The 25,501-nt window shown below is 64.2% G+C and carries 25 protein-coding genes and 1 pseudogene; 9 read left to right on the top strand and 17 right to left on the bottom strand.

All coding sequences use genetic code 11. The features are described 5' to 3' along the window. Positions 1–17: 17 nt before the first annotated feature. From rng to mreB, 5 genes are all read right to left on the bottom strand, one after another. Positions 18–1,475 carry a ribonuclease G gene (gene rng / locus VG99_RS00255; RefSeq protein ID WP_044497600.1) on the bottom strand — a complete coding sequence of 486 codons (1,458 nt, stop codon included), beginning with the start codon at positions 1,473–1,475 and terminating at the stop codon, positions 18–20. Positions 1,476–1,529: 54 nt separating this feature from the next. Continuing rightward, positions 1,530–2,126: a Maf family protein gene (locus tag VG99_RS00250; RefSeq protein ID WP_044497599.1), complete on the bottom strand. Its 597-nt coding sequence runs from the start codon at positions 2,124–2,126 to the stop codon at positions 1,530–1,532. Further along, positions 2,116–2,589, bottom strand: a complete 474-nt coding sequence (gene mreD, locus VG99_RS00245) for a rod shape-determining protein MreD (RefSeq protein WP_044497598.1) — start codon at positions 2,587–2,589, stop codon at positions 2,116–2,118. The genes VG99_RS00250 and mreD overlap by 11 nt, the downstream gene beginning before the upstream one ends. After that, the gene (gene mreC, locus VG99_RS00240; RefSeq protein WP_239419933.1) at positions 2,579–3,526 is read right to left on the bottom strand and encodes a rod shape-determining protein MreC; all 948 of its coding nucleotides are present in this window, start codon (positions 3,524–3,526) and stop codon (positions 2,579–2,581) included. The genes mreD and mreC overlap by 11 nt, the downstream gene beginning before the upstream one ends. Before the next feature lie 96 nt (positions 3,527–3,622). Next, positions 3,623–4,660, bottom strand: a complete 1,038-nt coding sequence (mreB, locus tag VG99_RS00235; RefSeq protein WP_044497597.1) for a rod shape-determining protein MreB — start codon at positions 4,658–4,660, stop codon at positions 3,623–3,625. 260 nt (positions 4,661–4,920) lie between these two features. Here mreB and gatC point away from each other — a divergent pair, with 260 nt between their 5' ends. From gatC to VG99_RS00210, 5 genes and pseudogenes are all read left to right on the top strand, one after another. After that, on the top strand, positions 4,921–5,208 hold the full coding sequence (gene gatC / locus VG99_RS00230; RefSeq protein ID WP_044497595.1) for an Asp-tRNA(Asn)/Glu-tRNA(Gln) amidotransferase subunit GatC: 288 nt from the start codon (positions 4,921–4,923) through the stop codon (positions 5,206–5,208). Between the two features lie 42 nt (positions 5,209–5,250). Then, a pseudogene (gene gatA / locus VG99_RS00225) lies at positions 5,251–6,679 on the top strand (Asp-tRNA(Asn)/Glu-tRNA(Gln) amidotransferase subunit GatA). Positions 6,680–6,691: 12 nt separating this feature from the next. Next, positions 6,692–8,137, top strand: a complete 1,446-nt coding sequence (gene gatB / locus VG99_RS00220) for an Asp-tRNA(Asn)/Glu-tRNA(Gln) amidotransferase subunit GatB (protein ID WP_044497593.1) — start codon at positions 6,692–6,694, stop codon at positions 8,135–8,137. Then, complete coding sequence (locus tag VG99_RS00215; RefSeq protein ID WP_239419759.1) at positions 8,130–8,597, top strand: septal ring lytic transglycosylase RlpA family protein; 468 nt, start codon at positions 8,130–8,132, stop codon at positions 8,595–8,597. Before gatB ends, VG99_RS00215 begins: the two co-directional genes overlap by 8 nt. 94 nt (positions 8,598–8,691) lie before the next feature. Next, positions 8,692–10,764, top strand: coding sequence for a BCCT family transporter (locus VG99_RS00210; RefSeq protein ID WP_044497592.1), 2,073 nt, complete (start codon positions 8,692–8,694; stop codon positions 10,762–10,764). 44 nt (positions 10,765–10,808) lie between these two features. Here the strand turns inward: VG99_RS00210 and VG99_RS00205 are convergent, their stop codons facing one another. The 3 genes from VG99_RS00205 to VG99_RS00195 all read right to left on the bottom strand — a co-directional run bounded on the left by VG99_RS00205 (position 10,809) and on the right by VG99_RS00195 (position 12,337). Continuing rightward, positions 10,809–11,393: a YajG family lipoprotein gene (locus VG99_RS00205; protein ID WP_044497591.1), complete on the bottom strand. Its 585-nt coding sequence runs from the start codon at positions 11,391–11,393 to the stop codon at positions 10,809–10,811. 70 nt (positions 11,394–11,463) lie between these two features. Further along, a complete protein-coding gene (locus tag VG99_RS00200) occupies positions 11,464–11,766 on the bottom strand; it encodes a PA4642 family protein (protein ID WP_044501320.1) in 303 nt (100 codons plus the stop codon). A gap of 85 nt (positions 11,767–11,851) precedes the next feature. Then, a complete protein-coding gene (locus VG99_RS00195; protein ID WP_044497590.1) occupies positions 11,852–12,337 on the bottom strand; it encodes a hypothetical protein in 486 nt (161 codons plus the stop codon). Positions 12,338–12,409: 72 nt separating this feature from the next. Between VG99_RS00195 and dauA the strand changes: the two genes are divergently transcribed. After that, complete coding sequence (gene dauA, locus VG99_RS00190; protein WP_044497589.1) at positions 12,410–14,140, top strand: C4-dicarboxylic acid transporter DauA; 1,731 nt, start codon at positions 12,410–12,412, stop codon at positions 14,138–14,140. Here dauA and VG99_RS00185 read toward each other — a convergent pair whose 3' ends face one another. Next, positions 14,141–14,698, bottom strand: a complete 558-nt coding sequence (locus tag VG99_RS00185; protein ID WP_044497588.1) for a hypoxanthine-guanine phosphoribosyltransferase — start codon at positions 14,696–14,698, stop codon at positions 14,141–14,143. A gap of 206 nt (positions 14,699–14,904) precedes the next feature. On the opposite strand from VG99_RS00185, the gene upp reads away from it, so the two are divergent. Next, entirely contained in the window at positions 14,905–15,546 is a 642-nt protein-coding gene (gene upp, locus VG99_RS00180; RefSeq protein ID WP_044497586.1) for a uracil phosphoribosyltransferase, read from the top strand. Continuing rightward, positions 15,546–16,799: a uracil-xanthine permease family protein gene (locus VG99_RS00175; protein WP_044497584.1), complete on the top strand. Its 1,254-nt coding sequence runs from the start codon at positions 15,546–15,548 to the stop codon at positions 16,797–16,799. The genes upp and VG99_RS00175 overlap by 1 nt, the downstream gene beginning before the upstream one ends. A gap of 7 nt (positions 16,800–16,806) precedes the next feature. Here VG99_RS00175 and VG99_RS00170 read toward each other — a convergent pair whose 3' ends face one another. From VG99_RS00170 to VG99_RS00145, 6 genes are all read right to left on the bottom strand, one after another. Next, on the bottom strand, positions 16,807–17,211 hold the full coding sequence (locus VG99_RS00170; protein WP_044497582.1) for a type IV pilin protein: 405 nt from the start codon (positions 17,209–17,211) through the stop codon (positions 16,807–16,809). Between the two features lie 11 nt (positions 17,212–17,222). Further along, positions 17,223–20,114, bottom strand: a complete 2,892-nt coding sequence (locus tag VG99_RS00165; RefSeq protein ID WP_052508637.1) for a PilC/PilY family type IV pilus protein — start codon at positions 20,112–20,114, stop codon at positions 17,223–17,225. Then, on the bottom strand, positions 20,095–20,595 hold the full coding sequence (locus VG99_RS00160) for a pilus assembly PilX family protein (RefSeq protein ID WP_044497580.1): 501 nt from the start codon (positions 20,593–20,595) through the stop codon (positions 20,095–20,097). The genes VG99_RS00165 and VG99_RS00160 overlap by 20 nt, the downstream gene beginning before the upstream one ends. A gap of 12 nt (positions 20,596–20,607) precedes the next feature. After that, positions 20,608–21,393 carry a PilW family protein gene (locus VG99_RS00155; protein ID WP_044497578.1) on the bottom strand — a complete coding sequence of 262 codons (786 nt, stop codon included), beginning with the start codon at positions 21,391–21,393 and terminating at the stop codon, positions 20,608–20,610. After that, positions 21,390–21,872 (bottom strand): type IV pilus modification protein PilV, encoded by a 483-nt coding sequence (gene pilV / locus VG99_RS00150; protein ID WP_044497576.1) that lies wholly within the window; start codon positions 21,870–21,872, stop codon positions 21,390–21,392. Before pilV ends, VG99_RS00155 begins: the two co-directional genes overlap by 4 nt. 156 nt (positions 21,873–22,028) lie before the next feature. Then, complete coding sequence (locus tag VG99_RS00145) at positions 22,029–22,985, bottom strand: 2-hydroxyacid dehydrogenase (protein WP_044497574.1); 957 nt, start codon at positions 22,983–22,985, stop codon at positions 22,029–22,031. Positions 22,986–23,048: 63 nt separating this feature from the next. Here VG99_RS00145 and VG99_RS00140 point away from each other — a divergent pair, with 63 nt between their 5' ends. Then, complete coding sequence (locus VG99_RS00140) at positions 23,049–23,681, top strand: LysE family translocator (protein WP_044497567.1); 633 nt, start codon at positions 23,049–23,051, stop codon at positions 23,679–23,681. Positions 23,682–23,695: 14 nt separating this feature from the next. On the opposite strand, the gene hemH is transcribed toward VG99_RS00140, so the two are convergent. Beyond that, positions 23,696–24,712 (bottom strand): ferrochelatase, encoded by a 1,017-nt coding sequence (gene hemH / locus VG99_RS00135; RefSeq protein ID WP_044501318.1) that lies wholly within the window; start codon positions 24,710–24,712, stop codon positions 23,696–23,698. Between the two features lie 215 nt (positions 24,713–24,927). Continuing rightward, complete coding sequence (locus VG99_RS00130; RefSeq protein WP_044497566.1) at positions 24,928–25,452, bottom strand: acyloxyacyl hydrolase; 525 nt, start codon at positions 25,450–25,452, stop codon at positions 24,928–24,930. Positions 25,453–25,501 lie beyond the last annotated feature (49 nt).

Genomic DNA, 25,501 nt, shown 5'->3' with positions numbered 1-25,501 from the left:
CACTCCAGTCGGTCGGGTCAGGTCAGCACCACGTCATACTGCTCCTGGGTGTACATGGTTTCGACCTGGAACTTGATGGGTCGTTGGATGAAGGTTTCCAGGTCGGCCACATTGCCCGATTCCTCGTCAAGCAGCCGGTCGATCACCGCCTGGGAAGCCAGCACCATATAGCCACCGGCCTGGTAGGCCCGGGCTTCGCGCATGATCTCGCGGAAGATTTCATAGCAGATGCTTTCAGGAGTCTTCTGGATGCCCCGTCCGGAGCAGCATGGGCAAGGTTCGCAGAGGATCTGCTCGAGGCTTTCACGGGTGCGCTTGCGCGTCATCTGCACCAGCCCGAGCTCGGTAATACCGATGATGTTGGTCTTGGCGTGGTCGCGCTCAAGCTGGCGCTCCAGCGTGCGCAGCACCTGGCGGCGATGCTCTTCGTCTTCCATGTCGATGAAGTCGATGATGATGATGCCACCGAGGTTGCGCAGCCGCAGTTGCCGGGCGATCGAGGTGGCTGCCTCCAGGTTGGTCTTGAAGATGGTCTCTTCCAGGTTGCGATGGCCGACGAAGGCGCCGGTATTGACGTCGATGGTGGTCATCGCCTCGGTCTGGTCGATCACCAGGTAGCCACCGGACTTGAGCATCACCTTGCGCTCCATGGCCTTCTGGATCTCGTCCTCGACGCCGTACAGATCGAATACCGGACGCTCGCCGGGGTAATGCTCCAGCAGGTCCTCCACCCCCGGCATCAGCTCGCGGACAAACTGCTCGACCCGCTGGAAGGTCTCCCGTGAATCGATACGGATCTTTTCCAGCCGGGGGTTGGCCAGGTCGCGCAGGGTGCGCAGCGCCAGCGGCAGGTCTTCATAGAGCACCGAGGGGGCCGGGGCACTGTTCATCTGCTGCTGGATCTGTTTCCACAGCAGGCGCACATAGCGGATATCCATCAGGATATCCTCTTCGCGGGCGGCCTCGGCGGCGGTGCGCAGGATGAAACCGCCGCGCTCCTCGATGCCCTCCTGCTCGACACAGTGGGCGACGATGTCCTTGAGCCGCTCGCGCTCGGCTTCCTCATCGATCTTCAGGGAAATGCCCACATGGGGCGTGCGCGGCATGTAGACCAGGTAGCGCGAGGGGACCGACAGATGGGTGGTGAGGCGGGCACCCTTGGTGCCGATCGGGTCTTTGGTAACCTGTACCACCAGCGCCTTGCCCTCATGCACCAGGGCACTGATGGGCTCGACCGCGGCACCCTCGCGCTGGGAAATCTCGGAGGCGTGGATGAAGGCTGCCCGCTCCAGGCCGATATCGACGAAGGCCGCCTGCATACCCGGCAGCACCCGTACCACCTTACCCTTGTAGATATTGCCGACGATGCCGCGACGCTGGGTGCGCTCGATGTGGACTTCCTGGAGCACACCGTTTTCCACCAGCGCAACGCGGGTCTCCATAGGCGTGATGTTGATCAGGATTTCTTCGCTCATGGAGCCCCCTTCCTCGGTATCGGACAGTCAGGATACCGGCACGCTCGCACTCTGTCAGCGCAACTGCCAACAGGGGACGGAAAAATCTGCCAGCAGCTGCGCAGTTTCCGCCAGGGGCAGGCCGACGACGGCGCTGTAACTGCCAGCCAGATGCTCGACAAAGACCGCGCCCAGCCCCTGGATACCGTAACCGCCAGCCTTGTCCGCCGGCTCGCCGGTGGCCCAGTAGGCGGCGATCTGCGCCTCGCTCAAGGCTCCGAAACGGACTCTGGAGGTTACCAATTGCAGACGAACCTCGGAGCCACGCGCCACGGCGACCGCTGTCATGACCTGGTGCTCGCGGCCGGACAGTGCCCGCAGCATGGCCAGACCCTGCGCCCGATCGGCGGGCTTGCCGAGAATCCGACCGTCGAGCACCACCGCGGTATCCGCCGCCAGCACTACCGCGCCGGCCGGGGCGGCGGCCACGCCCGCCTGGACCTTGTCGCGGGTCACCCGCTGCACATAGTCCGCAGCGGCTTCACCGGGGTGCACCTGCTCGTCTACCGCACAGACCACCCGCTGCACCGGTACGCCGATCTGCTCCAGTAGCTCGCGGCGGCGCGGCGAGGCGGACGCCAGGTGGACGCAGCGAGCCTGGTCAGCGCACATGGAAACGCCGCCGCAGACCGCGCAGAACAGAAAACACCCAGGGCCAGAGTATCGCGCTGATCACCGCCGGCAGCAGGTACAGCAGTGTCGGCGGACGATTGCCGGCCAGGCTGTTGAGCCACAGCGCCACCATCTGGGCGATTCCCAGAACCGGCAGCATGACCAGGCTTTGTTGCCACAGTGGAAAGCGGCGGATGCGCTGGTACAGCAGCAACATCAGCCAGGCGACCAGCACCAGTACCAGGGCATTCTGGCCGAACAGCTCGCCGGCCAGCACGTCGGTCGCCAGGCCCGCCACCCAGGCGGTAAGCAGCCCCACGCGGTGGGGCAGTGCCATAACCCAGTAGGCAACCACCATGGCCAGCCACATGGGCCGTGCGGCGTCGAAGGGTGCCGGCATGGGCACCACGCTGAGAATCAGTGCGACCAGGAAGGTCAGGCCCACAATCAGCCTACTGCGCATCGCTTGGCTCCCCTTGGGTCGGCTCGCTCGTTGCGGGCTCGGCTGCGGTGGCAGTGGTCGCCGGCTCGTCGGCCGCGGCCGGTGGTGGTTCGACGGCTTCGGCCTCGGGATTGAGGCTCAGTGCCGGCAGCACATCGCCGTAGCCGCTTTCCGGACTGAATACCAGGAGCAGGTAGCGACTGCGGTTGAGCTGGGCGGTGGGCTCGACCCGCACCTCGGCAAAGGGTTGGGAGGAATCGCGGTTGACTGACACTACCCGACCTACCGGGTAGCCCGCAGGAAACCGTTGCCCCAGCCCGGAGCTGACCACGATGTCGTCCACCCGAATATCGGCGGTATCGCCCACATGCCGCAGCTCCAGCCAATCGCTGTTGCCGGTGCCACTGGCGATGGCGCGCAGGCCGTTGCGGTTGATCTGCACCGGCAGGCTATGGGATGAATCGGTGATCAGCAGCACCCGGGCGCTGAAGGGCAGCACCTCGACCACCTGGCCCATCAGGCCGGTAGCGTCCAGCACCGGCTGGCCGAGGAAGACGCCATCCTTCTCGCCCTTGTTGATCAGAATACGCTGAGTAAAGGCATTGGGATCAACGCCGATCAGCTCGGCGACGAGCACGCGCTCATCCAGCAGCTCGGAGGAGTTGAGCAGCTCGCGCAGGCGCACGTTCTGCTCGGTCAGGGCGGCCAGCTTCTGCAGCTTGCGCTTGGTCAGCAGCGCCTCGGCCCGCAGGCTCTGGTTTTCCGCTATCAGGTCGGCGCGACTGGTTAATTGCAGATAGAGGGTATCCCAGGCGCGTACCGGCAGCTCGGCGACGTAATACAGGGGTGTGAGCACCAGGCCCAGTTGCGAACGCAGGGGCTTGAGCGCAGCAAAACGGGCGTCGACCACCATCAGGGCGATCGACAGCACCGTCAGCGCCAGAAAGCGGACCCCCAGTGACGGGCCCTTGATGAAAAGCGGTTTGATGATGGGCTCCTTGCTGCGGAAGGACAGGCTGTTGCGGCAAGCCGAGGCCTGCCGCCATGGCACCGATTACTCGGTGGACAGCAGATCCATCGCGTGCTGGTCCATCATCTCCAGCGCCCGGCCACCGCCGCGGGCCACGCAGGTCAGGGGCTCTTCGGCGACGATCACCGGCAGGCCGGTTTCCTGGCTCAACAGTTTGTCCAGGTCACGCAGCAGCGCGCCGCCGCCAGTGAGAATAAGACCGCGCTCGGCGATATCCGAGGCCAGCTCCGGCGGCGACTGTTCCAGCGCACTCTTGACCGCCTGGACGATGGTCTGCAGGGATTCCTGCAGGGCTTCCAGCACCTCGTTGGAGTTCAGCGTAAATGCCCGCGGCACCCCCTCGGCCAGGTTGCGGCCGCGCACATCCACTTCCAGCATTTCGCCACCGGGGAAGGCCACACCAATTTCCTGCTTGATGCGCTCGGCGGTGGATTCACCGATCAGGCTGCCGTAGTTGCGTCGCACATAGGTGATGATGGCTTCGTCAAAACGGTCGCCGCCGACCCGTACCGATTCCGCATAGACCACGCCGTTGAGCGAGATCAGGGCGATCTCGGTGGTACCGCCGCCGATATCGACGACCATGGAACCATGGGCTTCCTCGACCGGCAGGCCGGCACCGATGGCCGCAGCCATCGGCTCTTCGATCAGGTAGACTTCTCGCGCGCCGGCGCCCAGCGCCGACTCGCGGATGGCCCGGCGCTCGACCTGGGTCGACTTGCAGGGTACGCAGATCAGCACGCGCGGGCTGGGCTGGATGAAGCTGTTCTCGTGCACCTTGTTGATGAAGTACTGCAGCATCTTCTCGCACACGCTGAAGTCGGCAATGACACCGTCCTTCATCGGGCGGATCGCCTGGATGTTGCCGGGCGTGCGGCCGAGCATGCGCTTGGCTTCGGTACCGACGGCCACCACGCTTTTCTGGTTGCCGTGGGTACGGATGGCTACGACGGACGGTTCATCCAGTACAATGCCCCGGTCACGGACGTAGATCAGAGTATTGGCGGTTCCCAGGTCGATGGACAAATCACTGGAAAACATGCCGCGAATTTTTTTGAACATGCTTTGAATAGACCCCGAGGGCACGTGGGTTGAATGAAAGGAACACTGATACGCGGCATGCCTGGCAAATAGCCACTGACCCACATTAATGAAGAGCGGCGGAACGACTCAAACACAGGCAACCGATCGGTACTTCCCGAAGTGTCGCAACTCTAACAATGGCGGGGTTTTTGGGCAAGGCGCGGATGTGGTAAATTCGTCCCTTTGCCCGACAACATCGGCATACAACACCGGATCGTCCGGCTTCATGGAGAAACCACATGGCCCTAGACCGCTCTGACGTGGAACAGATTGCCCATCTTGCGCGCATTGCCCTCCACGGCGACGACATTACCGCCACTACCGACAAGCTGGCCGGCATCATGGGCTTGATCGACCAACTGCAGGCCGTCGACACCAGCGGCATCGAGCCGCTCGCCCATCCGCTGGAAACCACCCAGCGCCTGCGCGCCGATGCCGTGACCGAGACCAATCAGCGCGACGCGCTGCAAGCCATAGCGCCAGCCACCGAACAGGGCCTGTATCTGGTTCCCCGGGTCATCGAGTGATCATCGATGTTTGTTGCCGCGCTTTGAAACGAGACAAATTACATGCATGAGAAAACCCTCGCCGGCTTGTCCCAAGCCCTGCACAGCAAGGCTATTTCCAGTGTCGAGCTGACCGAACTCTACCTCAAGCGCATCGAGCAGTTCGATGGCGCGCTCAACAGCTACATCACCGTCACCCCGGAGCTGGCGCTGGAGCAGGCGCGCGCGGCTGACGCCCGGCTGGCCGCCGGTGATGCCGGCCCGCTGACCGGCATCCCGCTGGCGCACAAGGATCTGTTCTGCACCCAGGGCGTGCGTACCAGCTGCGGCTCGAAGATGCTCGACAACTTCATCGCGCCCTACGAGTCCAGCGTCACCGCCCGGCTGCTGGCCGCCGGCACCGTGACCCTGGGCAAGACCAACATGGACGAGTTCGCCATGGGCTCGTCCAACGAGTCCAGCTACTACGGCGCCGTGCGCAACCCCTGGAATACCGAGCATGTGCCCGGCGGCTCGTCGGGCGCGCCTGTGCGCGGCGGCCACCGGCACCGATACCGGCGGCTCGATTCGCCAGCCGGCGGGCTACACCGCGTTGACCGGCCTCAAGCCGACCTATGGCCGGGTCTCGCGCTGGGGCATGATTGCCTACGCCTCCAGCCTTGACCAAGCCGGCCCCATGGCCCGTACTGCCGAAGACTGCGCCATGCTGATCCAGGCCATGGCCGGCTTTGATGAGCGCGACTCCACCAGTGTCGACGAGCCGGTGCCCGATTACTGCGCCGACCTGAACCAGCCGCTGACCGGCCTGCGCATCGGCCTGCCGAAGGAATACTTTGCCAGCGGCCTGGATACCGCCACTGCCGATGCCATTGCCGCTGCGGTCAAGCAGTTCCAGGCGCTGGGCGCCGAGATCAAGGACATCAGCCTGCCCAACACCGAGCTGGCGATCCCGGCCTACTACGTCATCGCGCCGGCGGAAGCCTCCTCCAACCTGTCCCGGTTCGACGGCGTGCGTTTCGGCTACCGCTGCGAGAACCCGGCGGACCTGACCGACCTGTACAAGCGCACCCGTGCCGAGGGCTTCGGTGACGAGGTCAAGCGGCGCATCATGGTCGGCGCCTATGCCCTGTCGGCCGGCTATTACGACGCCTACTACCTGCAGGCACAGAAGGTTCGCCGGCTGATCAAGAACGACTTCATGGCCGCCTACGAGCAGGTCGATGTCATCCTCTGCCCGACCTCGCCGAGCCCGGCCTTCCGCCTCGGGGAGAAAATCGACGATCCGGTGAGTCTGTACCTGACCGACATCTATACCATCACTGCCAACCTCGCCGGCGTCCCGGGCATCGCCCTGCCGGCCGGTTTCGCCGGTGATCTGCCGATCGGCATGCAGTTGCTGGGCCCCTATTTCAGCGAGGCCCGGCTACTGAATGTCGCGCACCAGTACCAGCAGCATACCGACTGGCACACCCGCGCCCCCGGCGGATTTTGAGGAATACTGACCATGCAATGGGAAATCGTTATCGGGCTGGAGATTCATGCCCAGCTCACCACCGCCTCGAAGATCTTTTCGGGCAGCGCGACCAGCTTCGGCGCCGAGCCCAATACCCAGGCCAGCCTGATCGACCTGGGCATGCCGGGTACCCTGCCGGTGCTCAACGCCCAGGCCGTGCGCAACGCGGTCAAGTTCGGCCTGGCCATCAATGCCGAGATCGGCCAGACCAACGTGTTCGCCCGCAAGAACTACTTCTACCCAGACCTGCCCAAGGGCTACCAGATCAGCCAGATGGACCTGCCGATCGTCGGCAAGGGCTTCCTGGACATCACCCTGGATGATGGCACCGTCAAGCGCGTCGGCGTTACCCGGGCGCACCTGGAAGAGGACGCCGGCAAGAGCCTGCATGAAGACTTCCAGGGCATGAGCGGCATCGACCTGAACCGCGCCGGCACCCCGCTGCTGGAAATCGTCTCCGAGCCGGATATGCGCAGCGCCAAGGAAGCGGTGGCCTACGCCAAGACCATCCATTCCCTGGTGCGCTACCTGGGCATCTGCGACGGCAACATGGCCGAAGGCTCGCTGCGCTGCGACTGTAACGTCTCGGTTCGGCCCAAGGGCCAGGCCGAATTCGGTACCCGCTGCGAGATCAAGAACGTGAACTCCTTCCGCTTCATCGAGAAGGCGATCAACACCGAGGTGCAGCGCCAAATCGAGCTGATCGAGGACGGCGGCACGGTGATTCAGGAAACCCGCCTGTACGATCCCAACAAGGACGAGACGCGCTCCATGCGCAGCAAGGAAGAAGCCAACGATTACCGCTACTTCCCCGACCCGGACCTGCTGCCGGTAATCATCGAGCCAGCCTTCATCGAGGAAGTGCGCGGCGAGCTCCCCGAACTGCCGCAACAGAAGCGCGAACGCTTCCAGAGCGAGTTCGGCCTGTCGGCCTACGACGCCAGCGTGCTGGCTGCCAGCCGCGAGATGGCGGACTATTTCGAGGAAGTACAGCGCGTCTGCGGCGACGCCAAGCTGGCCGCCAACTGGGTCATGGGTGAGCTGTCCAGCCTGCTCAACAAGTCCGATATCGAGATCGACCAGTCACCGGTCAGCGCCGAGCAGCTCGGTGGCATGATCCTGCGGATCAAGGACAACACCATCTCCGGCAAGATCGCCAAGATGGTCTTCGAGGCCATGGCCGCCGGCGAGGGCGATGCCGACCAGATCATCGAGGCCAAGGGCCTGAAGCAGGTGACCGACAGCGGCGCCATCGACGCCATGCTGGATGAAGTGCTGGCCGCCAATGCCGAGCAGGTCGAGCAATACCGCGCCAGCGATGAAGCCAAGCGCGGCAAGATGTTCGGCTTCTTCGTCGGCCAGGCCATGAAGGCCTCGAAGGGCAAGGCCAACCCGCAGCAGGTCAACCAGTTGTTGAAACAGAAGCTCGATGGATAAGCGCATGGCGGGGCTGCATTCAGGTGCGCGTGCTCTGGCTGGCCGCCTCCGGGGCAAACCGGCGTGGTTCGGCCGAGTGGCGCTGGCTGCCCTGCTCACCCTATCGGGCACCTTCGCCACCGGTGATAGCCGTATCGACGAGGAAGGCGGGCTGAGTTATACGGCCGAGGGGCGGGCTTCCTACTACTCCTCTCGCCTGCATGGCCGCCGCACTGCCAGCGGCGAGCCCTACGACGAGACTGAAATGACTGCCGCGCACCCCAGCCTGCCCTTCGACTCGCTGCTCTGTGTCACCAACCTGTTCAACGGTCGCAGCGCCGAGGTCAGGGTCAACGACCGCGGCCCCTTCAGCGGCAACCGCATCATCGATTTATCAATGGCCGCTGCCAGGGAGCTGGGCATGCTGCGCGCCGGCACGGCCCGGGTCCGGGTGGAAAACTGCAGCGAGATGGACAACTGACCCCGCCCCGGAGGCTCTAGAACCGGCTGCTATACTCTTGGCTGAGCGCGGCTGACCCCGCGCGCAAAGCCTCTGACCAAGGAGTATGTCCCGCATGCCGGAATCCACCAGGCGCCGTCTCTGGAATACCACCATCCTGCTGCCGGTCTTCATACCGGCATTCTTTTTCATCCTGCTGCTGGTCATCGGTACCGCCAGTCAACCCGAGTTGGCCGGCGAGTTGTTCTCGTCGGTACTGGGCTACATCACCGAGACCTTCGGCTGGTTCTACATGTTGTCGGTGGCCATCTTCCTGGTGTTCATCGTCATCGTCGCCATGAGCAAATGGGGCCAGATCAAGCTGGGCCCGGACCATGCCGAGCCGCAATACAGCTTCCCCGCCTGGTTTGCCATGCTGTTCTCCGCCGGCTACGGTATCGCCCTGCTATTCTTCGGCGTGGCGGAGCCGGTATTGCATTATGCCGACCCACCCGAGGGCGCCGCAGGGCTGACCCTGGATGCGGCCAAGCAGGCCATGCAGATCGCGTTCTTCCACTGGGGCTTTCACATCTGGGCCATCTACGGCCTGACCGGGCTGGTGCTGGCGTACTTCTCCTTCCGCCATGGCCTGCCGCTGTCGATCCGTTCGGCGCTGTATCCCCTGATCGGTGATCGCATCTACGGACCGATCGGCCACGCCGTGGATACCTTCGCCATCCTCGGCACCATGTTCGGTATCGCCACGACCCTCGGTCTGTCGGTGGCGCAGATCAATGCCGGGCTGAATTATCTGTGGCCCAGCGTCCCGGTGGGCGTCGGCATACAGGTCGCCTGCATTGCGGCGATTACCCTGTTGACCATGGGCTCGGTGGTAGCCGGAATGGACAAGGGCATCAAGAACCTGGCCATGCTCAACATGGTGGTCGCCACGGCGCTGATGCTGTTCGTGTTCCTCGCGGGACCGACCGTCTTCATTCTGGAAACCTTCCTGCAGAACACCGGCAGCTACCTGAACAATATTGTCGAGCGCACCTTCAATCTGCAGGCCTATTCGCGCTCCGACTGGATCGGCAACTGGACCCTGTTCATCTTCGGCTGGACCATCGCCTGGGCACCCTTCGTCGGGCTGTTCATTGCCAAGATCAGCCGCGGCCGGACCATTCGCCAGTTCGTCTTCGGCGTGATGCTGGTACCGACCATCTTCACTTTCTTCTGGTTCTCGGTATTCGGCGACACCGCGCTGCACCTGATCATCAACCAGGGTTATTCCGAGCTGATCGATCAGGTGAAGGCCGACAACGCCATCGCCCTGTTCAAGCTGTTCGAGCAGTTGCCGCTGACGGCGATCATTTCCACCATTACCGTGATCCTGATCACCCTGTTCTTCGTCACCTCAGCGGACTCCGGCGCGCTGGTTGTCGATTCGCTGGCCTCCGGTGGCGCCCTGGCTACCCCCGCCTGGCAGCGCGGCTTCTGGGCCATCCTCAGCGGGGTACTGGCCTCGGTGCTGCTGGTCGCCGGCGGGCTCAAGGCGCTGCAGAGCATGGCGGTGGCCAGCGCCCTGCCCTTCGCCATTATCATGCTGATTTCAGCGGTGGGCATGTGGCGGGCGCTGGTCATCGAGAGCCATCACCAGAAGGTGAGCCAGGGTTACGGCATGCAGTCCGGCCGCAGCGGTTCCGGCGCCAGCTCCTCGTTGTGGAAGAAGCGCCTGGCCGGCATCGTCAACTATCCCAGGAAGGACGAGGTGGAGCTCTTCATCAAGGAGACTGCCCTGACCGCCATGATCCGCGTCGCCAAGGGCCTGCAGGCCCAGTCGTGGCCGGCGGAAGTGCATTACGACGAGGAGCATCGGCGCGCCTACCTGGAGGTCATCGTGCCGGATCAGTTGGACTTCCTCTATGAAATCCGCCTGCGCGATTACCTGCGTCCCGCCTTTGCCCATCCGGAGGCGGAGGAAACCGCCGACGAGGATAGCTACTACTACCGCGCCGAGGTCTTCCTGCGCCGCGGCGGCCAGGCCTATGACATCTATGGCTATGACCAGCAGGAATTGATTGGCGACATTCTCGACCACTTCGAGAAATACCTGCACTTCCTGCATCTGAGCCCGGGTGTGCTGCCCTGGAACATGGCCGAGCACGACGAGATGCTGCAGACCCCACCGCGTGACCCGAAGGAAGAATGAGGAAATGACCAGGAGCCGTCGAGACGGCCCCTTGTGCGGGGAGCTTACTGCTGGAGAATGCGGATGATTTCCGGATCCTTGAAGATGCGCGACAGGGCATCGCTCATCACTTCGCTAACCAGGCGGGTATTGGTGGCCTGGTTGGGCGCATAGCCGAAACGGTGCTGCGCCGAGGCGCTGTAGCGCCCGTTGTAGCGCTGATTCATCGAGCGCACCTCAGCAGCGAACACCGCGCCGATATCGGCCTGGGTGACGTAGACGCCCTCTTTCGGCGAGACGTAGGACAGGTCCGCCAGGCTGACGACCAGACTGTTGGCGTTGGGCGTACCCGCCGGCACGACCTGGAAGCCCAACTTGCCGAGCGCCTGCTCCACCTGCTGGCGCACGTGGGGTACGGTCTGCGGGCTGATGGTCAGATTGCTCGAGTCCGGATAGAGGCCGCCACGGGTACCCAGAACCGGCGAAGGGCGACTGTCCTGCACCGTGACCACCACCGGTTGCTGCCGGGCCACCTGACTCAGGGGCACCGTCACATTCGGCGTGACATTGAGCTGCTGCGGGCTGTGGGCGCAGCCGACCAGGGCGATTGCCAGCCCCGCTACAGCGAGGAAACCCAGACGTTTCAACATGCTTGCACTCCTTCGGCAATGGTTGGATGAACCTGCTACGCACTGCTCCGCACGCGCATGCGGGCGGGCATCACTCAATCGAGCGCGCTCCGGCGGCGACCAGCGCCTCGACATATTCCTCAGCCTGGGCATGCTCGCGCAGGATCTGCAGCATGGTGCGGCCGTCGGCATCGATAGCATTGATGTCGTGCCCGGCGGCCAGGAACATCTCGAGGAAACGGGCAAAGTCATGGGCCCGCAAACCCCGGTAGGCGCGGGTCAGCATATACAGATCAACGGACTCGCCCGGGTCACGGGGGCGAAAATTCAGAAAGACGGCGACTTGCTCATCGCTCATGGGCTCGCCCACTACCTTTTGCTTGTCTTTGCGCACGAACAACTCCTCAATCTGAAGCGGAAAGCACGAATTGTAACCATCCGACCGCGCCGCCACCAGCACCGCAGCGCGTGGCGTCTTTTCAGCGAACGCTGATCGGCCCGGCATGGACATCTGCCCACACGGTGCCATTACCATGGAAGCGCGCCTGGACGTAATGCGGCCCGGGGCCGGCGAGCAGACCCCGCACCGTCTCCAGATAGCCCAGGGGGAAATACAGGGTCAGGGTACCAGCCTCGTGCCGGGCCGGCGGCAGGGACCCCGGCCCATCGACAAAGCCTATCCGCACATGGGCGAGCTGAGCGCCCGGCAACAGTGAGCGGCCATCGATGAACAGCCAGAGGCTGCTTTCCTGGGTCCGGCTAGTGCCCGTCTGGCGGGATTCGCTAGCGACGGTCAGCCGATAGCGCTCGACCTCAAGCAGTAATTGCTCGGGCCGATCCTGCCGCGCTGCGTAGCGGTCCGGTGGCATAAATTCATCATGGGGCAGCTGCGGCGCAGCGGCTGCCACTACACTTGCCAGCATGCCGAGGAGTATGCTGGTCAGTACCTTGACGCCAACCTTCATGGGGAAGCTTCCCGAGCAGACAGAAAGATCTGTTGTGGCAGCCAGCCCCGGCTTTGTCAACACGGGAGAATCATGCCCAACCACTCCTTCAAGCTGCCGTTGTTCGTCGCGCTGCGCGAGAGCTTCCGGCAGGGATATTCGTTCGCCCGGCTGCGCGGTGATGTGCTGGCCGGCATCACCGTCGGCATCATCGCTATCCCCCTGGCTATGGCGTTGGCCATCGCCGTGGGGGTAGCGCCGCAACATGGCCTGTATACCGGCATCGTCGGCGGGCTGCTGATCGCGCTTTGCGGTGGTTCGCGTTTCAACATCTCCGGCCCCACCGCGGCCTTCGTCGTGATCCTGCTGCCCATCACCCAGCAACACGGCCTCGGCGGCCTGCTCCTGGTGACGCTGATGGCCGGGATGATCCTGTTGATGCTGGGGTTGGCGCGCCTGGGCAACCTGATCCAGTTCGTGCCCTACCCCGTGGTCATGGGGTTTACCGCAGGCATTGGCATTGTCATCGCCACCTTGCAGATCAAGGATTTCTTCGGCCTGCAGCTGGCGGCCCAGCCCAGCCATTATCTGGAGCAGTGGCAACTGCTGATTTCCGCCCTGCCGTCGATCCAGATGGGCGATACGCTGGTCGGCGTGGCGACCTTGTCGGTGCTGTTGCTGTGGCCGAAGTTGACCCGGCGCATTCCCGGCCATCTGATCGCCCTGCTCGCCGGCAGCCTGCTGGGCGCCTTGCTGCTGGCCATGGACATTCCCGTGGCGACACTCGGGGCCCGGTTCAGTTATGAACTGGATGGCGTTACCCACGCCGGCATCCCACCTTTCGCGCCCCAGTGGGTATTGCCCTGGCAACTGCCCGGGGCCGATGGCGAGCCGCTGACGGTGAACTTCGCCCTGCTGCAACAGCTGCTGCCGTCGGCCCTGGCGGTGGCAATGCTGGGCGCCATCGAGTCCCTGCTATGCGCGCTGGTGGCCGACGGCATGGCCAATACCCGTCATGATCCCAATGCGGAATTGCTGGGCCAGGGGCTGGGCAACCTCATCGTGCCCTTTTTCGGCGGCATCACCGCGACCGCGGCTATCGCCCGCACCGCCACCAGCGTACGCAGCGGGGCCTTCTCGCCCATTGCCGCCGTGGTGCATGCCCTGGTCATCCTGCTGGCGGTGGTGTTGCTGGCCAGGTTGTTCGCCTGGCTGCCGATGGCTTCGCTGGCGGCCATGCTGCTGATTGTCGCCTGGAACATGAGCGAGGCGCCCCAGGTGCTGCACCTGCTGCGCGTCGGTCCGCGCCAGGATGTGCTGGTGCTGCTCATCTGCCTGCTGCTGACGGTGCTGTTTGACATGGTGCTGGCGGTGGGGGTGGGGCTGCTGCTCGCCGCTGCCCTGTTCATCAAGCGCATGGCAGACCTGAGCGAAGGCGGCGCGCAGCCCCGCGCCCAGGATCAGGCATTGGCCGACCTGCCGGACTGCGTGGCGCTTTACCGTATCCATGGCCCGCTGTTCTTCGCCGCCGCCGACAAGGCGCTCGATGCCATCAACCGCTTCGACGGTCAGACGCGCTATGTGGTGCTCGACATGCGCAGCGTGCCGAGCATGGACATGAGTGCCCTGGTGCTGTTCGAGAAGGCGTTACGGGGGCTGGCCGAACGGGGCATGCAGGTGTATCTGGTGGGGGTGCGGGCGCCGATCCGGCTCAAGCTCAAGCGCGCCGGGATCAGCGCCAGCCGGGACCGGCGCACCTTCGCCGGCACACCGCAGCGGGCGGCGCAGATGATCCGGGCGAAGCTGGCAGCGACCGCTGACTGATCAGTGATCCTTCAGCGCGTAGATGCCCGCCGCGTTGCGCCAGTAACCCTTGTAGTCCAGACCGAAGCCGAACAGGTAGCGGTCTTCCACTTCCAGGCCGGTGAAGTCGGCGCGCATGCCTTCGTAGGCCTTGCGGTCGTGACGCTTGTCCAGCAGCACACAGGTGAGCACCTGCTCGGCGCCGGCGTCGCGGCAATATTCAACGATCGCCGCCAGGGTATGACCTTCGTCGAGGATGTCGTCGATGATCAATACCGTACGACCAACCAGTGAATGCTCGGCCCGCGCCTTCCAGAACAGCTCGCCACCAGACATCTTGTTGCGGTAGCGGGTGGCGTGCAGGTAGCCGACTTCCATCGGGAAGTCGAGGCGGGTCAACAGTTGGCCGGCGATGATCAGGCCACCGTTCATCACGCTGTAGACGATTGGATTACTATTCTGCAGGGTCTGGGTAATCTCGGCGGCCATCGCGTCCATGGCGGCTTCGATCTGCTGCTGGTTGTACAGGCAATCGGCTTCCTTCATTACCTGTTTGACGTGGTCCAGATCGATGGACATGCAAATAACCTCCGGTGCGGCGTGAAAAAGGGAGCGAAAATACTGTACCGCTGGCACCAACGCAAGCAATCTGCCCAACAACTGCAGAGAATCGGATGACCAGCCTAAAACATTCGTTTACCCTAACCCAATTCTGAAAATGGCGGCAGCTGAGCCATTTTTTCAGACGTTTCCGAATGCATTTTAGCCGCCCCTGGAACCCGTCGATGAAGATTCAAGAAATCCGCCACCCCCTGATCCGCCATAAGCTCGGCCTGATGCGCCGCGCCGACATCAGTACCAAGAACTTTCGAGAGCTGGCCCAGGAAGTTGCTGCGCTGCTGACCTATGAAGCAACCAAGGACATGCCGGTCGAGCCGCACACCATCAATGGCTGGTGTGGCGAGGTCAGCGTCGAGAAGCTGGCCGGCAAGAAAATTACCGTCGTGCCGATCCTGCGTGCCGGCCTCGGCATGCTGGATGGCGTACTCAGCCTGATCCCCAGCGCCAAGGTCAGCGTGATCGGCATGGTACGCAACGAGCAGACACTCGAGGCCGACACCTACCTGGAAAAACTGGTCAGCGAACTGAACCAGCGCCGGACCCTGATCATCGACCCGATGCTCGCCACCGGCAGCTCCATGATTGCCACCATCGATCTGCTCAAGCGGGCCGGCGCCCAGGAAATCCGGGCGTTGGTGCTGGTAGCTGCGCCGGAAGGCATCCGCCGCGTCAATGCCGCGCACCCGGATGTGGAGATCTTCACCGCCTCGGTGGATGAGCGCCTGAACGAACACGGTTACATCATCCCGGGCCTCGGCGACGCCGGTGACAAGATCTTCGGCACACGGCAAAAGGACGTGCATTGATGCAGAACATGGACACGACCGGCTGGCGTACGGTGCTAGCCGGCTCGCAAATGTTGTTCGTGGCCTTCGGCGCCCTGGTGCTGATGCCACTGATTACCGGCATGAGTCCGAGCGTAGCGTTATTTACCGCCGGGCTCGGCACCCTGATCTTCCAGTTCGTGACCCAACGCCAGGTGCCCGTGTTCCTGGCTTCCAGCTTCGCCTTCATCGCGCCCATCCTCTATAGCAACCAGACCTGGGGGATACCCGCCACCCTGGGCGGGCTGGTCGTCGCGGGGCTGACCTACATCCTCTTGAGCCTGCTGGTACGTCTGCGTGGCCCGGGCTTTATCCATCGTTTGCTGCCGCCGGTGGTCGTTGGCCCGGTAATCATGGTCATCGGTCTGGGCCTGGCGGCCACCGCAGTGAACATGGCCACCGGCAAGACCGGTGACGGCAGCGCCCAGTTGATCGATTACCACACCGCGCTGATCATCTCGATGGCATCGCTGGCGACCACCCTCGCCGTGGCGGTATATGCCAAGGGGGTGTTCCGCCTGGTGCCGATCATGGCCGGCGTGGCGGTGGGCTACAGCCTGTCCTGGCTGTTGGGCGTGGTGGATTTTACCGTGGTCAGCGAGGCCAATTGGCTGGCGACGCCGGGCTTCGTGTTCCCCGAGTTCTATCTGCCCGCCATCCTGTTCATGCTGCCGGTGGCCATTGCGCCGGCGATCGAACATATCGGTGATGTGCTGGCAATCGGCTCGGTTACCGGCAAGGACTATGTACGCAAGCCTGGTCTGCAACGCACCCTGCTGGGCGATGGCCTGGCCACCTCCACCGCCGCCTTTCTCGGCGGGCCGCCGAATACCACCTATTCCGAGGTGACCGGCGCGGTCATGCTGACCCGCAACTTCAACCCGGTGGTCATGACCTGGGCGGCGGTATTTGCCATCGCCCTGGCGTTCATCGAGAAAGTCGGTGCTGTGCTGCTGAGCATGCCGGTGCCGGTGATGGGCGGCATTCTCTGCCTGCTGTTCGGCTCCATCGCCGTGGTCGGCATGAATACCCTGATCCGCAACCAGGTGGACCTGACCCAGTCCCGCAACCTGTGCATTGTCTCGGTTACCCTGATCTTCGGCATTGGCGGCATGGCCATCGGTTACCAGGACTTCACCCTGCAGGGCATCAGCCTCTGCGGCGTGGTGGCGATCGCCCTGAACCTGTTGCTGCCGGCAGAAAAACCAGCGTCGGCCCGCCCCGCAGCGGAATGATCGGCACTCAGCGCCGCCAGCAGCGACTGTCCGCTGGCGTGCGCTGGCCCACCTGGTTCAGCGTATAGGTGGCGCACACATCCCCGGCCATGATGCTGCCGGACGCCGCCGTAGCGGTGAGCACGAAGCTCTCGGCATCCAGCGTCGGCACAATGGTGAATACCGCCGCGCCGCTGGCCGGACTCTGGCTGATCAGCCCGGTGGGCGTACCGCTGTCATAGCTGCCATGGCGGGTGTAATGCCGCTCCAGCAACTGGGCGTTTTCCAGTAGCAGCGCCGCGACTTCGGCGCGCCGGGTCTGGCGCACATGCTCCTGGTAGGACGGCAAGGCGATGGCCGCCAGAATGCCGATGATCACCATCACTACCATTACTTCGATCAACGTGAAGCCGCGCGGCATTGCCCTGTGCATGGTCCTGCTCCTCATTGCAGTTGCCGCCACATGATGCGATTGAACTGGCAGTGTGGCCGGCCGGCCACCACCGCCACGTCACTGGAGCCCTGCACTACGTAGACCTCGCCACTGCAGCCGGTCTGCATGCCTGCTTCGTCCCGATCCAGCACGTTGAGATCGCCCGGCAAACCAATACCCAGCTCCAGGCCCGCTGCCGGCAGGTCACTGTCATCGATGCGCCCATCGTCATCGGTATCCAGTACCTGGCGCGCGGGCAGGCTGCCATTGACCAGGTCCAGTGCCATCAGCCAGCCCCCGGCCTGGGTCAGGCAGGGATCCTGGGTGCCGCTCTTGATGAAGCCGGTGGTGAACAGCACCCGCGCATTCTTGATGACAAACTCCCGCGCCACCCGCTCGCCCTGCCGCTGACCGTTATGGGTCAGCGGCAGGTACCAGCCGTACCGCGAATTCCAGTCCACCGTCCGGTCGGTCACGGTGCGCACCGCCTGGCCACTGACAGGATCGGTGGTCAACGAATCTATCTGCTGCTCCTGCAGCTGCGCCGGGGCCAGGCCGCCGACCGGCAGCGCGGGCACATCCAGCACGGCGTAGAAGGCCTGGATGCTGGTATCGGTCAGGTCGGCGGCCTCCATGAACTTGCCGGTGCCAAACAGGACCAGGTCGCGGCCATCACGCATGCCGGGGTGCAATTGCGGCGGCACCGTAATCGGCTGATCAGCCGCGGCGCTGAACAGCGGCGCGCCGGCATGGGCAACGCCCCAGCGGGCGGGATCCGGATCGCTCAGGTCGAATTTCCACAATTGCCCTTGCAGGTCGCCGGCAAAGGCGGCCCGGGCAGTGCCGGCGGCGTCGTACTGCAATACCGGCGCGGACAAGCCGTTGTCCGACGACGCTCCGGCGCGGCTGGTAACGTCCAGCTGCCGCAGCAACGCTCCAGTCTCAAGGTCGAAAATCAACAGCGCCCCCGTTCCCGCCGAACTGCCGTAGCCGTTGCCGGTCACCAGCACGCTGCGGCCATGCAACTGCGCCACGATCGGCCGACCGTAGATATGGCCGATGGCAGCGTGGTCAGTGGCATTGATCTCCCAGAGCGCACCGCGGGCACCATTGCCCCGGGCCGCATCAAACAGCCGGATGACCGCCAGCCCCTTGCCGCCGGCACCGAAGCCGGTGGCGGCCAGGGTGCTCCAATGGCTGCCGAGCTTGATATCGGCCACCCCCAGCCGGCCGTCTACGCCGGAGCGGTGATGGTCGCCCCCGCCGTAGTCGCTGCGTGCACGGCTGCCCAGGGTGCCGTGCAGGGCGGCCGGCAGGTAGGAATACAGATGGGCACCCTGGGTATCGAACAGCCGCAGGAAGCCATCGTTGGCGCCCACCAGCAGGCCTTCGGTCATGCGCCCCCGGCGATCCTGGAGATAGGCGACATAATCGGCGCTGCGTCCACGGGCCGGATGATAACCGGCGCCGACCAGCACCGGCGCGGAGTTGATGATGTCACCCAGCAGCGCGCTGCGCCGGCGCAGGTCGGCATCGTGACTGCCGCGAACCCAGTTCAGCAGCCGCTGCGCCGCATTGTTACCGGACAGCCCCGCCAGCGCCGCTTCGGCATCCAGCACCGCTTGCTGGGCCGTCGGTAGCGCTGCCCAGGTGCTGCTGTTCAAGGGCACCGCGCCAGCCGCAGCGCTCCCCTGGGCGTTACGCCAGGTCTCGAATGTCCCCGCCTGGGTGCCGGGCACGAAGGTCTGGTCGGTGCTCCACAGCAACGTATCTGGCTCACCGGCGGCGTTCATGCTGTAGGCCTGCAGGCTGCCGCTCCAATCCGCTGGGTCGAAGCGAGTCTGGTAATAGCGGCTGACGCCCGCGCTGAGCTGCTGGCTATCGGTGACGGCGCCGCCACCCGAGCCGGCTGCGGCGCTGATATCCTGCAGGGCGCTGCTGAGAGCATCCTTGAGTTGTTGACGATTGGTCGCAGTGAAATAGCGGCCGTTGCCGGCGGCCGCGGCCTGCCGGAGCCGCGGGTCGTCCAGGGCGAAGCCGACGGTGTAGGTCTGCAGACTCTGGCGAGGGAACTGGCTGTCATTCCAGCTCTGCCCGGCCTGGTCCGTCCCGGTGGTGCGCAGGTCGATCTCATAGGCAAAGCGCGCGATATCGTCCAGGTAGAAGGTGCCGCCCTCGGTGCTTTCCATACCGCTGACATCGGCCCCATCACCGTCCCAGTCGGGCAGGTTGAAGGCACCGCTTACCTGCGGATTGTTACCGTCGGGCTCCTGCGCCAGGGTGGTGGGAAACTGCGCGTCGTAGGTGGGCAGGCCGTCAGTCACCACCAGCCCGAAGTTTTTCTGGCAGCGATACTCGAGTGGGCTGTCGAACTGCTCACGCTGGGCTTCAGGCTGGCTCTGCGGATAGAAGGCACGCAACCCGCGAAGATAGCGTGTCATTTCGTAATAGCTCTCGGCCAGCGGCGTCCAGGTCACACGGCCGCTGCGCTCCGGGTCGAGCGCATCCAGCGTCTGGTTGATGCTGGTGAACCGCGCTTCCCCGGCGGCCGTGCCCGGCGCGATGCTGCCGGCCTCCACCCGCAGCAGGCCACCGGGGCCCGGGTCATTGCCACCTCCCTGGCGAAAGGTGAACAGACCGAACCGCAACCCCCGATTCGCGGCGATGACCTCCTTGGTCACATCCCGGGCGATATCGAGGCGGGTCTCACCATCGATGCGGTTGATGACCATGCTGGACGAGTTGTCGAACAGCACCAGGACGTTGGGCGCGACCGCGGAGGCGGACAACACCGGGCCGCTCAGCGGCGTGAAGGCCTGGGCCGGCAAGGCGCAGGTCAGTCCCAGGACCAGCCCAGCCAGCGCCCCGCGCAGGGGTTGCGCTTCAAATCCGTGTGAAGGCATAGATACTCTCCAGAACCGTCCGTGTGGCGCCCTTGTAGCTGACCACGGAGATGCGATACAGCGTGCTTGGCGCCGCAGCGGCCATATTGGCCGGGATGGCACTGTCACCCAGCCGTACTATCCGGTACCAGGCCGCCATGCCGTTGCCGGTCACCGCAGCGGGAACCGGTAGCCAATCGGGGCCGGGCGCCGACAGGTGATCAGGATCCAGCGCGGCTGCCGGCAGCTCGCAGCCAGCCTGGCTGCAGATGGCCAGGGGCAACAACAGGGCATTGCTGCGCACCTGTTCCTCGACGTGGCGCAATCCGCTCTCCGCCGCCTGGAAGCTGTCATTCTTGAGCTTGACGTTGTGGGCCATGCGCTCCTGGCCGGTGGACATATCGATGCCCGCCAGGGCAGTGAGCGTGGTCATGAGCAGCAATACCAGGCTGATGGCCAGGGCGGCGCCGGTCTGGGCCGAGCGCGAATCGGTAACGGTCATGGTGAGCTCCCTTCAATCCAACCGGTTACGCAGCGCGGTCACCAGCGTGTATTGCTGGACCCGGACCTGCCCGTCCTGGGTATTGGCCGGGTTATCGCTGAGGCTCAGGGCCATCCGTACGCTGCGGATGCGCTCGCTGTCCGCCGGGGCCACGGCGTTCACATAGCTGCCCGTCACCCCGCGGTGTGCCGGGGTGGCGGCGAGGCCGAACTGCAAATCGAAGGCGGCGACGTTATCGATCAGCACCTCGAAATTGCCGGTGCCATTGATCCGTGTCTGGACCCGATGCTGGTCCAGGCGGTACTCGATCTGACGGATGGGAATGAGCAGATCGCCGGGTGTGACCGACAGGCTGTCGCTCCCGGCGGCGACGCGCAGCTCGTCCAGGCAGTTGGTCGCCAGCAACCATTGCGCACCAAAGTCCGTGGCCTGGCGGGTCCCTGCCGCGGTCACCCGATCGTGGACGGGCACCGCACTGACCACCTTGAGGATGTCGTTGGCGTAGCTAATCGGCGTAGCGAATTCCGCCGGTAGCTGGTTGCGGGTAGCCGCCGGCAGGCGGAACAGGTCCAGGCAGCCGAACATGCCGGCCTGACGCAGGTCACGGCTGATGCGGCTGAGGACGAAGCGGGCATTCTCCTGCAGCGCGGCGGTGTGTTGCTGCACCACAAAGCCCTGCTTGCTGGCGATGAAGATCTGCGACACGCCCAGCACCAGGATCAGCCCCAGGGCCATGGCGATCATCAGCTCGACCAGGCCGAACCCGGCTGCCGGTGCAGCGGCGGGGCGCGGGCTCACAGGTCACCCCGGATCATCGAGGAAATCACGAATTCGGTGGTGCCGCCACCGGCCAGGATGCGCTCTTCCGACCAGCCGATGGTAACGGTGGCATTGTTACCCTGGACCGCCACACTGCCGTAACCGCCGGGCAGCAGACAACTGACGGCATGGGCAAAATCCTGCTGATCGGTGGCGAGGATGGAGCCACCCGGATTACCCGCTGCGCAAGGAGTGTTGACGTTGGTGACGTAGCTGGGCAGGTGATCGACATTGGCCCGCATGCGGTCGAGCATGTCGTAGGCCAGGAAACTGGCCTGGGTGGTATAGGCGGCACTGGCGTTGTAGCGCAGCGCGCTGATCTGCATGGCCACGGCGCCCAGCACACCGATCGCCAGCACCAGTACCGCCACCAGGACTTCCAGCAGGCTGACGCCACGCTGCGCGGTGGCATTCGGCAGACGGATCAACGGGCGCTGCGCCGACCGTTCCTTGTCCATGTCAGGTCCCTCATCAGTAGCAGACTATGGCTCAGGGAAAGCCTGCTCCTGATCGAGGCTGGAATTTATCGACGCACGCCGCGCCTTGCACCACCCGAATGGGTGATCCTGATGAATCTGTGATCTTGGTCATGCTGAATCTGTGGACCAGGTCACTCAGACGATACGGCGACGCTCGCGCTGGTTGTCATCTACCAGGCTCTCCACCAACTGGCTGACGATACGCTGACGTGCTTCCCGGCTGCCCCAGGCGCTGTGCGGCGTCACCACCAGGTTGGGCACGCTGTCGTCGAGCAATGGGTTGCCCGCCACCGGCGGCTCGGTGGTCAGCACATCGAAGCCGGCACCGCCCAGATGCCCGCTGCGCAAACTCTCGACCAGTGCCTGCTCGTCCACCAGCCCACCGCGCCCGGCATTGATCAGCAGGCTGTCAGGTTTCATCAGCGCCAGCTCCGCAGCGCCGATCAGGTTGCGGGTCTGCTCGGTCAGCGGGCAATGCAGGCTGAGCACGTCCACCTGGGGGAGCAAGTCATGGAGGCTCGGGCGGTCCGGATGCTCGCGGCCGGGCAGCGACCCCACCAGGATAGTCATGCCGAAGGCGCTGGCCAGCCGACCCACCTCCTGCCCCAGTTCGCCATAGCCGAGGATACCGAGGGTGCGGCCGGACAATTCGCCGATCGGGTAATCGAGCAGGCAGAACTGACTGCTGCGCTGCCAGGCGCCTTCGCGTACAGCCTGGCGATAGGACTCGAAGCGGGTGATCAGCACCAGCATCAGCATCAAGGTGTGCTGGGCTACCGACGGGGTGCCGTAGGCCTGGCAGTTGCAAACGGTGATGCCCTGCTGCCGGGCCGCCTCCAGGTCGATATTGTTGGTGCCGGTGGCAGATACCAGAATCAATTTCAGTTGCGGACAGGCCCGCATGACCTGCGCGTCGATGACCACCTTGTTGGTGATCACCACCTCATGGTCGGCGATGCGTTCCGCCACCTGCTCGGCGGTGGTCGCGGGATACAGGGTGAGGACCGCTGCGGCGTCGTGCAGCGCCTGCATATCCAGATCGCCCTGATCCAGCGACGCCTGATCCAGAAATACCACTGACCGTTTTTTCATCTCGGAACCTGTTTCGATTGTTGCTGGTTTAGAATGGCCGTTTTCCCGGCCGGAGTGGACGCATTGTATCTGAACGAGTTTCTGCTGGTGGCGATGGTCCACCTGCTGGCGGTAATCAGCCCCGGGCCAGACTTTGCCGTGGTAATCCGCAACAGCGTGATGGCTGGCCGGCGCGCCGGGTTGATTACCGCCGCCGGGATCGGGGTGGGGATTTTCCTGCACGTGGCCTATTCGCTGCTGGGCATCGGCATTATAGTGTCGCAGTCGGTGTGGCTATTCAATGCGCTGAAACTGGTGGCGGGAGCCTATCTGCTCTATCTGGGCTTCAAGGCCCTGCGGGCCCGCCCGCAGAAGGCGGACGAGGTGGCACTGGTGCAGCGGGAGATGCCGGCGCGCAAGGCGTTCGTCAACGGCTTCATCACCAATGGCTTGAACCCCAAGGCGACGCTGTTCTTCCTGTCGGTCTTCACCCTGATCATCAACCCGCAGACGCCGCTGCTGGTCCAGGCGGGATATGGCCTCTACCTGGCGGCGGCCACAGGGTTGTGGTTCTGCCTGGTGGCCTTGCTGTTCAGCCAGGCCCGGGTGCGCCAGGGCTTCGCCCGCCTGGGCCACTGGTTCGACCGCCTGATGGGGGCGGTGCTGATTGCGCTGGGGCTGCATCTGGCCCTGTCGGAGTGGCTCAAGCGCGCCTGAGCCACGCCATGGCCTCAGGCGCTGACGGGCTCGGTACGCGCCCAGTGGGCCAGGGTATCCATCCACTGGGGATGGTCGTTCAGGCAGGGCACCAGTACCAGCTCCTCACCGCCGGCATCGATGAACTGCTCGCGGCCGCGGTCGCCGATTTCCTCGAGGGTCTCGATGCAGTCGGCGGTAAAGGCCGGGCACATCACCAACAGCCGCTTGACGCCACGGGCCGCCAGCGCATCCAGAGTCGCCTCGGTATAGGGCTCGATCCACTTGTCCCGGCCCAGGCGGGACTGGAAGGCCATGCTCCACTGGTCAGCCTGCAAGCCCATCCGCTGGGCGAACGCCCGGCTGACGGCACTGCACTGGGAGCGATAGCAGGTCGCGTGGGCCGGCGACGGCCGCTCACAGCAATCCGGGGTCGACAGGCAATGGCCGGTGGGGTCCAGTTTGCGCAGGTGCCGCTCCGGCAAGCCGTGATAGCTGAACAGCAGATGATCAAAGCCCTGCTCCAGATGCGGCTGGGCACTGGCGACCAGGCTGTCCAGGTAATCCGGGCGGTCATAAAAGGCCGGCAGCACGGTCAACCGTACCTTGAGCCCATGCTTGGAGATGACCCGTTGTGATTCGCGGATGGAGGTGGTGATGGTGCTGTCGGCAAACTGCGGGTACTGGTGCATCAACAGGATCTCCTGCACCCCCTGCCCGGCCAGCGCCAGGATGCCCTGCTCCACGGACGGCTCGCCATAACGCATCGCCAGCTCCACCGGCATGTCCAGCCGCGCGCGCAGCTCATCGCGCACCCGGCGGCTGATGACAATCAGCGGCGAGCCGTCATTCCACCAGATCGACTGGTAGGCGGCGGCCGACTCGCGGGGGCGACGCAACAGGATCAGGCTGACCAGCAACCGCCGGGCCGGCCAGGGCAGGTCCACCACGCAGGGGTCCATGAGAAATTGGTTGAGATAGCGACGCACGTCCGCCACCTCGGTGCTGGCGGGCGAACCCAGATTCAGTAGCAGAACCCCTCGATCGGACATCAGGCTTTCCCCTTGTGGCATCATCATCTGCAAGCTGCGGAAAACCCGGATTGTACCTTGCCCGCAGCGGTTTTACCGCTGCCGCCTTGGCTATGGCTGCGATTGGCAATACCGATCAGGACAGGTTTCAAGATAGGCAGCGGACATTACTGCCGTAAGGAAGGCGACGCGGAAAAAGCGGAAGCGCCATGCAGGGCATCCTTGCCCCGGTTGGGTCAGAAGCCCAGACGGTAATACAGCGCAGCCATGTCGATGCCATCGTTCGGCTGTTTGATGCTGGCGTTGGAGTAGTGGTAATAGCGCACCCCCACTTCCGAGCCGCTGGCGAACTTCAACCCGGCGCCCAGTCGATCCTCGAACTGGAATTTGCTCCCCAGATCCTGGTCATCCAGGTCGGTTTCGGTGAAGTAGGACGCGCCTATGCCGCCCTCGAGGAAGGGTGTGACCCCGCCGTCGCTGGCACCGAAGTTCAGTCGAAACATGGGCGTCAGCGTCAGGCTGGTCGCATCCAGGCTGCTCCAACGGGTCACACCGGCATCCCAATAGCCATCCAGCTGCACGCCGCCGGACTGGCTCTGCCACAGGGTGCGACCGAACTCGAACTGCGCTCCGATCCGGTAGGTAGTGGTATTTTCGGATGATTCACCGATCTGCAAAGTGAGTCCGTCCAGGGCATGGGCAACAGGCATGCTACCCAGTGCAATCAGGGCACAGGAGAGTGCCAAGGCAGTTTTCTTCATCTCGTTTTTCCTTGCTAGGGTTGATCTCACCGTAGTCGAAGGCTACCTC

This window comes from Pseudomonas saudimassiliensis, from assembly GCF_000939975.1.
GTDB lineage: Bacteria > Pseudomonadota > Gammaproteobacteria > Pseudomonadales > Pseudomonadaceae > Halopseudomonas > Halopseudomonas saudimassiliensis.
The sequence above is the reverse complement of the archived record's forward strand: the minus strand, read 5'-3'. Positions and strand labels throughout refer to the sequence as shown.

What these genes read in the sequence shown, in the direction of transcription:
- rng (WP_044497600.1), bottom strand. Translation starts at nt 1,475, where the DNA reads ATGAGCGAAGAAATCCTGATCAACATCACGCCTATGGAGACCCGCGTT.
- VG99_RS00250 (WP_044497599.1), bottom strand. Translation starts at nt 2,126, where the DNA reads ATGTGCGCTGACCAGGCTCGCTGCGTCCACCTGGCGTCCGCCTCGCCG.
- mreD (WP_044497598.1), bottom strand. Translation starts at nt 2,589, where the DNA reads ATGCGCAGTAGGCTGATTGTGGGCCTGACCTTCCTGGTCGCACTGATT.
- mreB (WP_044497597.1), bottom strand. Translation starts at nt 4,660, where the DNA reads ATGTTCAAAAAAATTCGCGGCATGTTTTCCAGTGATTTGTCCATCGAC.
- gatC (WP_044497595.1), top strand. Translation starts at nt 4,921, where the DNA reads ATGGCCCTAGACCGCTCTGACGTGGAACAGATTGCCCATCTTGCGCGC.
- gatB (WP_044497593.1), top strand. Translation starts at nt 6,692, where the DNA reads ATGCAATGGGAAATCGTTATCGGGCTGGAGATTCATGCCCAGCTCACC.
- VG99_RS00215 (WP_239419759.1), top strand. Translation starts at nt 8,130, where the DNA reads ATGGATAAGCGCATGGCGGGGCTGCATTCAGGTGCGCGTGCTCTGGCT.
- VG99_RS00210 (WP_044497592.1), top strand. Translation starts at nt 8,692, where the DNA reads ATGCCGGAATCCACCAGGCGCCGTCTCTGGAATACCACCATCCTGCTG.
- VG99_RS00205 (WP_044497591.1), bottom strand. Translation starts at nt 11,393, where the DNA reads ATGTTGAAACGTCTGGGTTTCCTCGCTGTAGCGGGGCTGGCAATCGCC.
- VG99_RS00195 (WP_044497590.1), bottom strand. Translation starts at nt 12,337, where the DNA reads ATGAAGGTTGGCGTCAAGGTACTGACCAGCATACTCCTCGGCATGCTG.
- dauA (WP_044497589.1), top strand. Translation starts at nt 12,410, where the DNA reads ATGCCCAACCACTCCTTCAAGCTGCCGTTGTTCGTCGCGCTGCGCGAG.
- VG99_RS00185 (WP_044497588.1), bottom strand. Translation starts at nt 14,698, where the DNA reads ATGTCCATCGATCTGGACCACGTCAAACAGGTAATGAAGGAAGCCGAT.
- upp (WP_044497586.1), top strand. Translation starts at nt 14,905, where the DNA reads ATGAAGATTCAAGAAATCCGCCACCCCCTGATCCGCCATAAGCTCGGC.
- VG99_RS00175 (WP_044497584.1), top strand. Translation starts at nt 15,546, where the DNA reads ATGCAGAACATGGACACGACCGGCTGGCGTACGGTGCTAGCCGGCTCG.
- VG99_RS00170 (WP_044497582.1), bottom strand. Translation starts at nt 17,211, where the DNA reads ATGCACAGGGCAATGCCGCGCGGCTTCACGTTGATCGAAGTAATGGTA.
- VG99_RS00165 (WP_052508637.1), bottom strand. Translation starts at nt 20,114, where the DNA reads ATGCCTTCACACGGATTTGAAGCGCAACCCCTGCGCGGGGCGCTGGCT.
- VG99_RS00160 (WP_044497580.1), bottom strand. Translation starts at nt 20,595, where the DNA reads ATGACCGTTACCGATTCGCGCTCGGCCCAGACCGGCGCCGCCCTGGCC.
- pilV (WP_044497576.1), bottom strand. Translation starts at nt 21,872, where the DNA reads ATGGACAAGGAACGGTCGGCGCAGCGCCCGTTGATCCGTCTGCCGAAT.
- VG99_RS00145 (WP_044497574.1), bottom strand. Translation starts at nt 22,985, where the DNA reads ATGAAAAAACGGTCAGTGGTATTTCTGGATCAGGCGTCGCTGGATCAG.
- hemH (WP_044501318.1), bottom strand. Translation starts at nt 24,712, where the DNA reads ATGTCCGATCGAGGGGTTCTGCTACTGAATCTGGGTTCGCCCGCCAGC.
- VG99_RS00130 (WP_044497566.1), bottom strand. Translation starts at nt 25,452, where the DNA reads ATGAAGAAAACTGCCTTGGCACTCTCCTGTGCCCTGATTGCACTGGGT.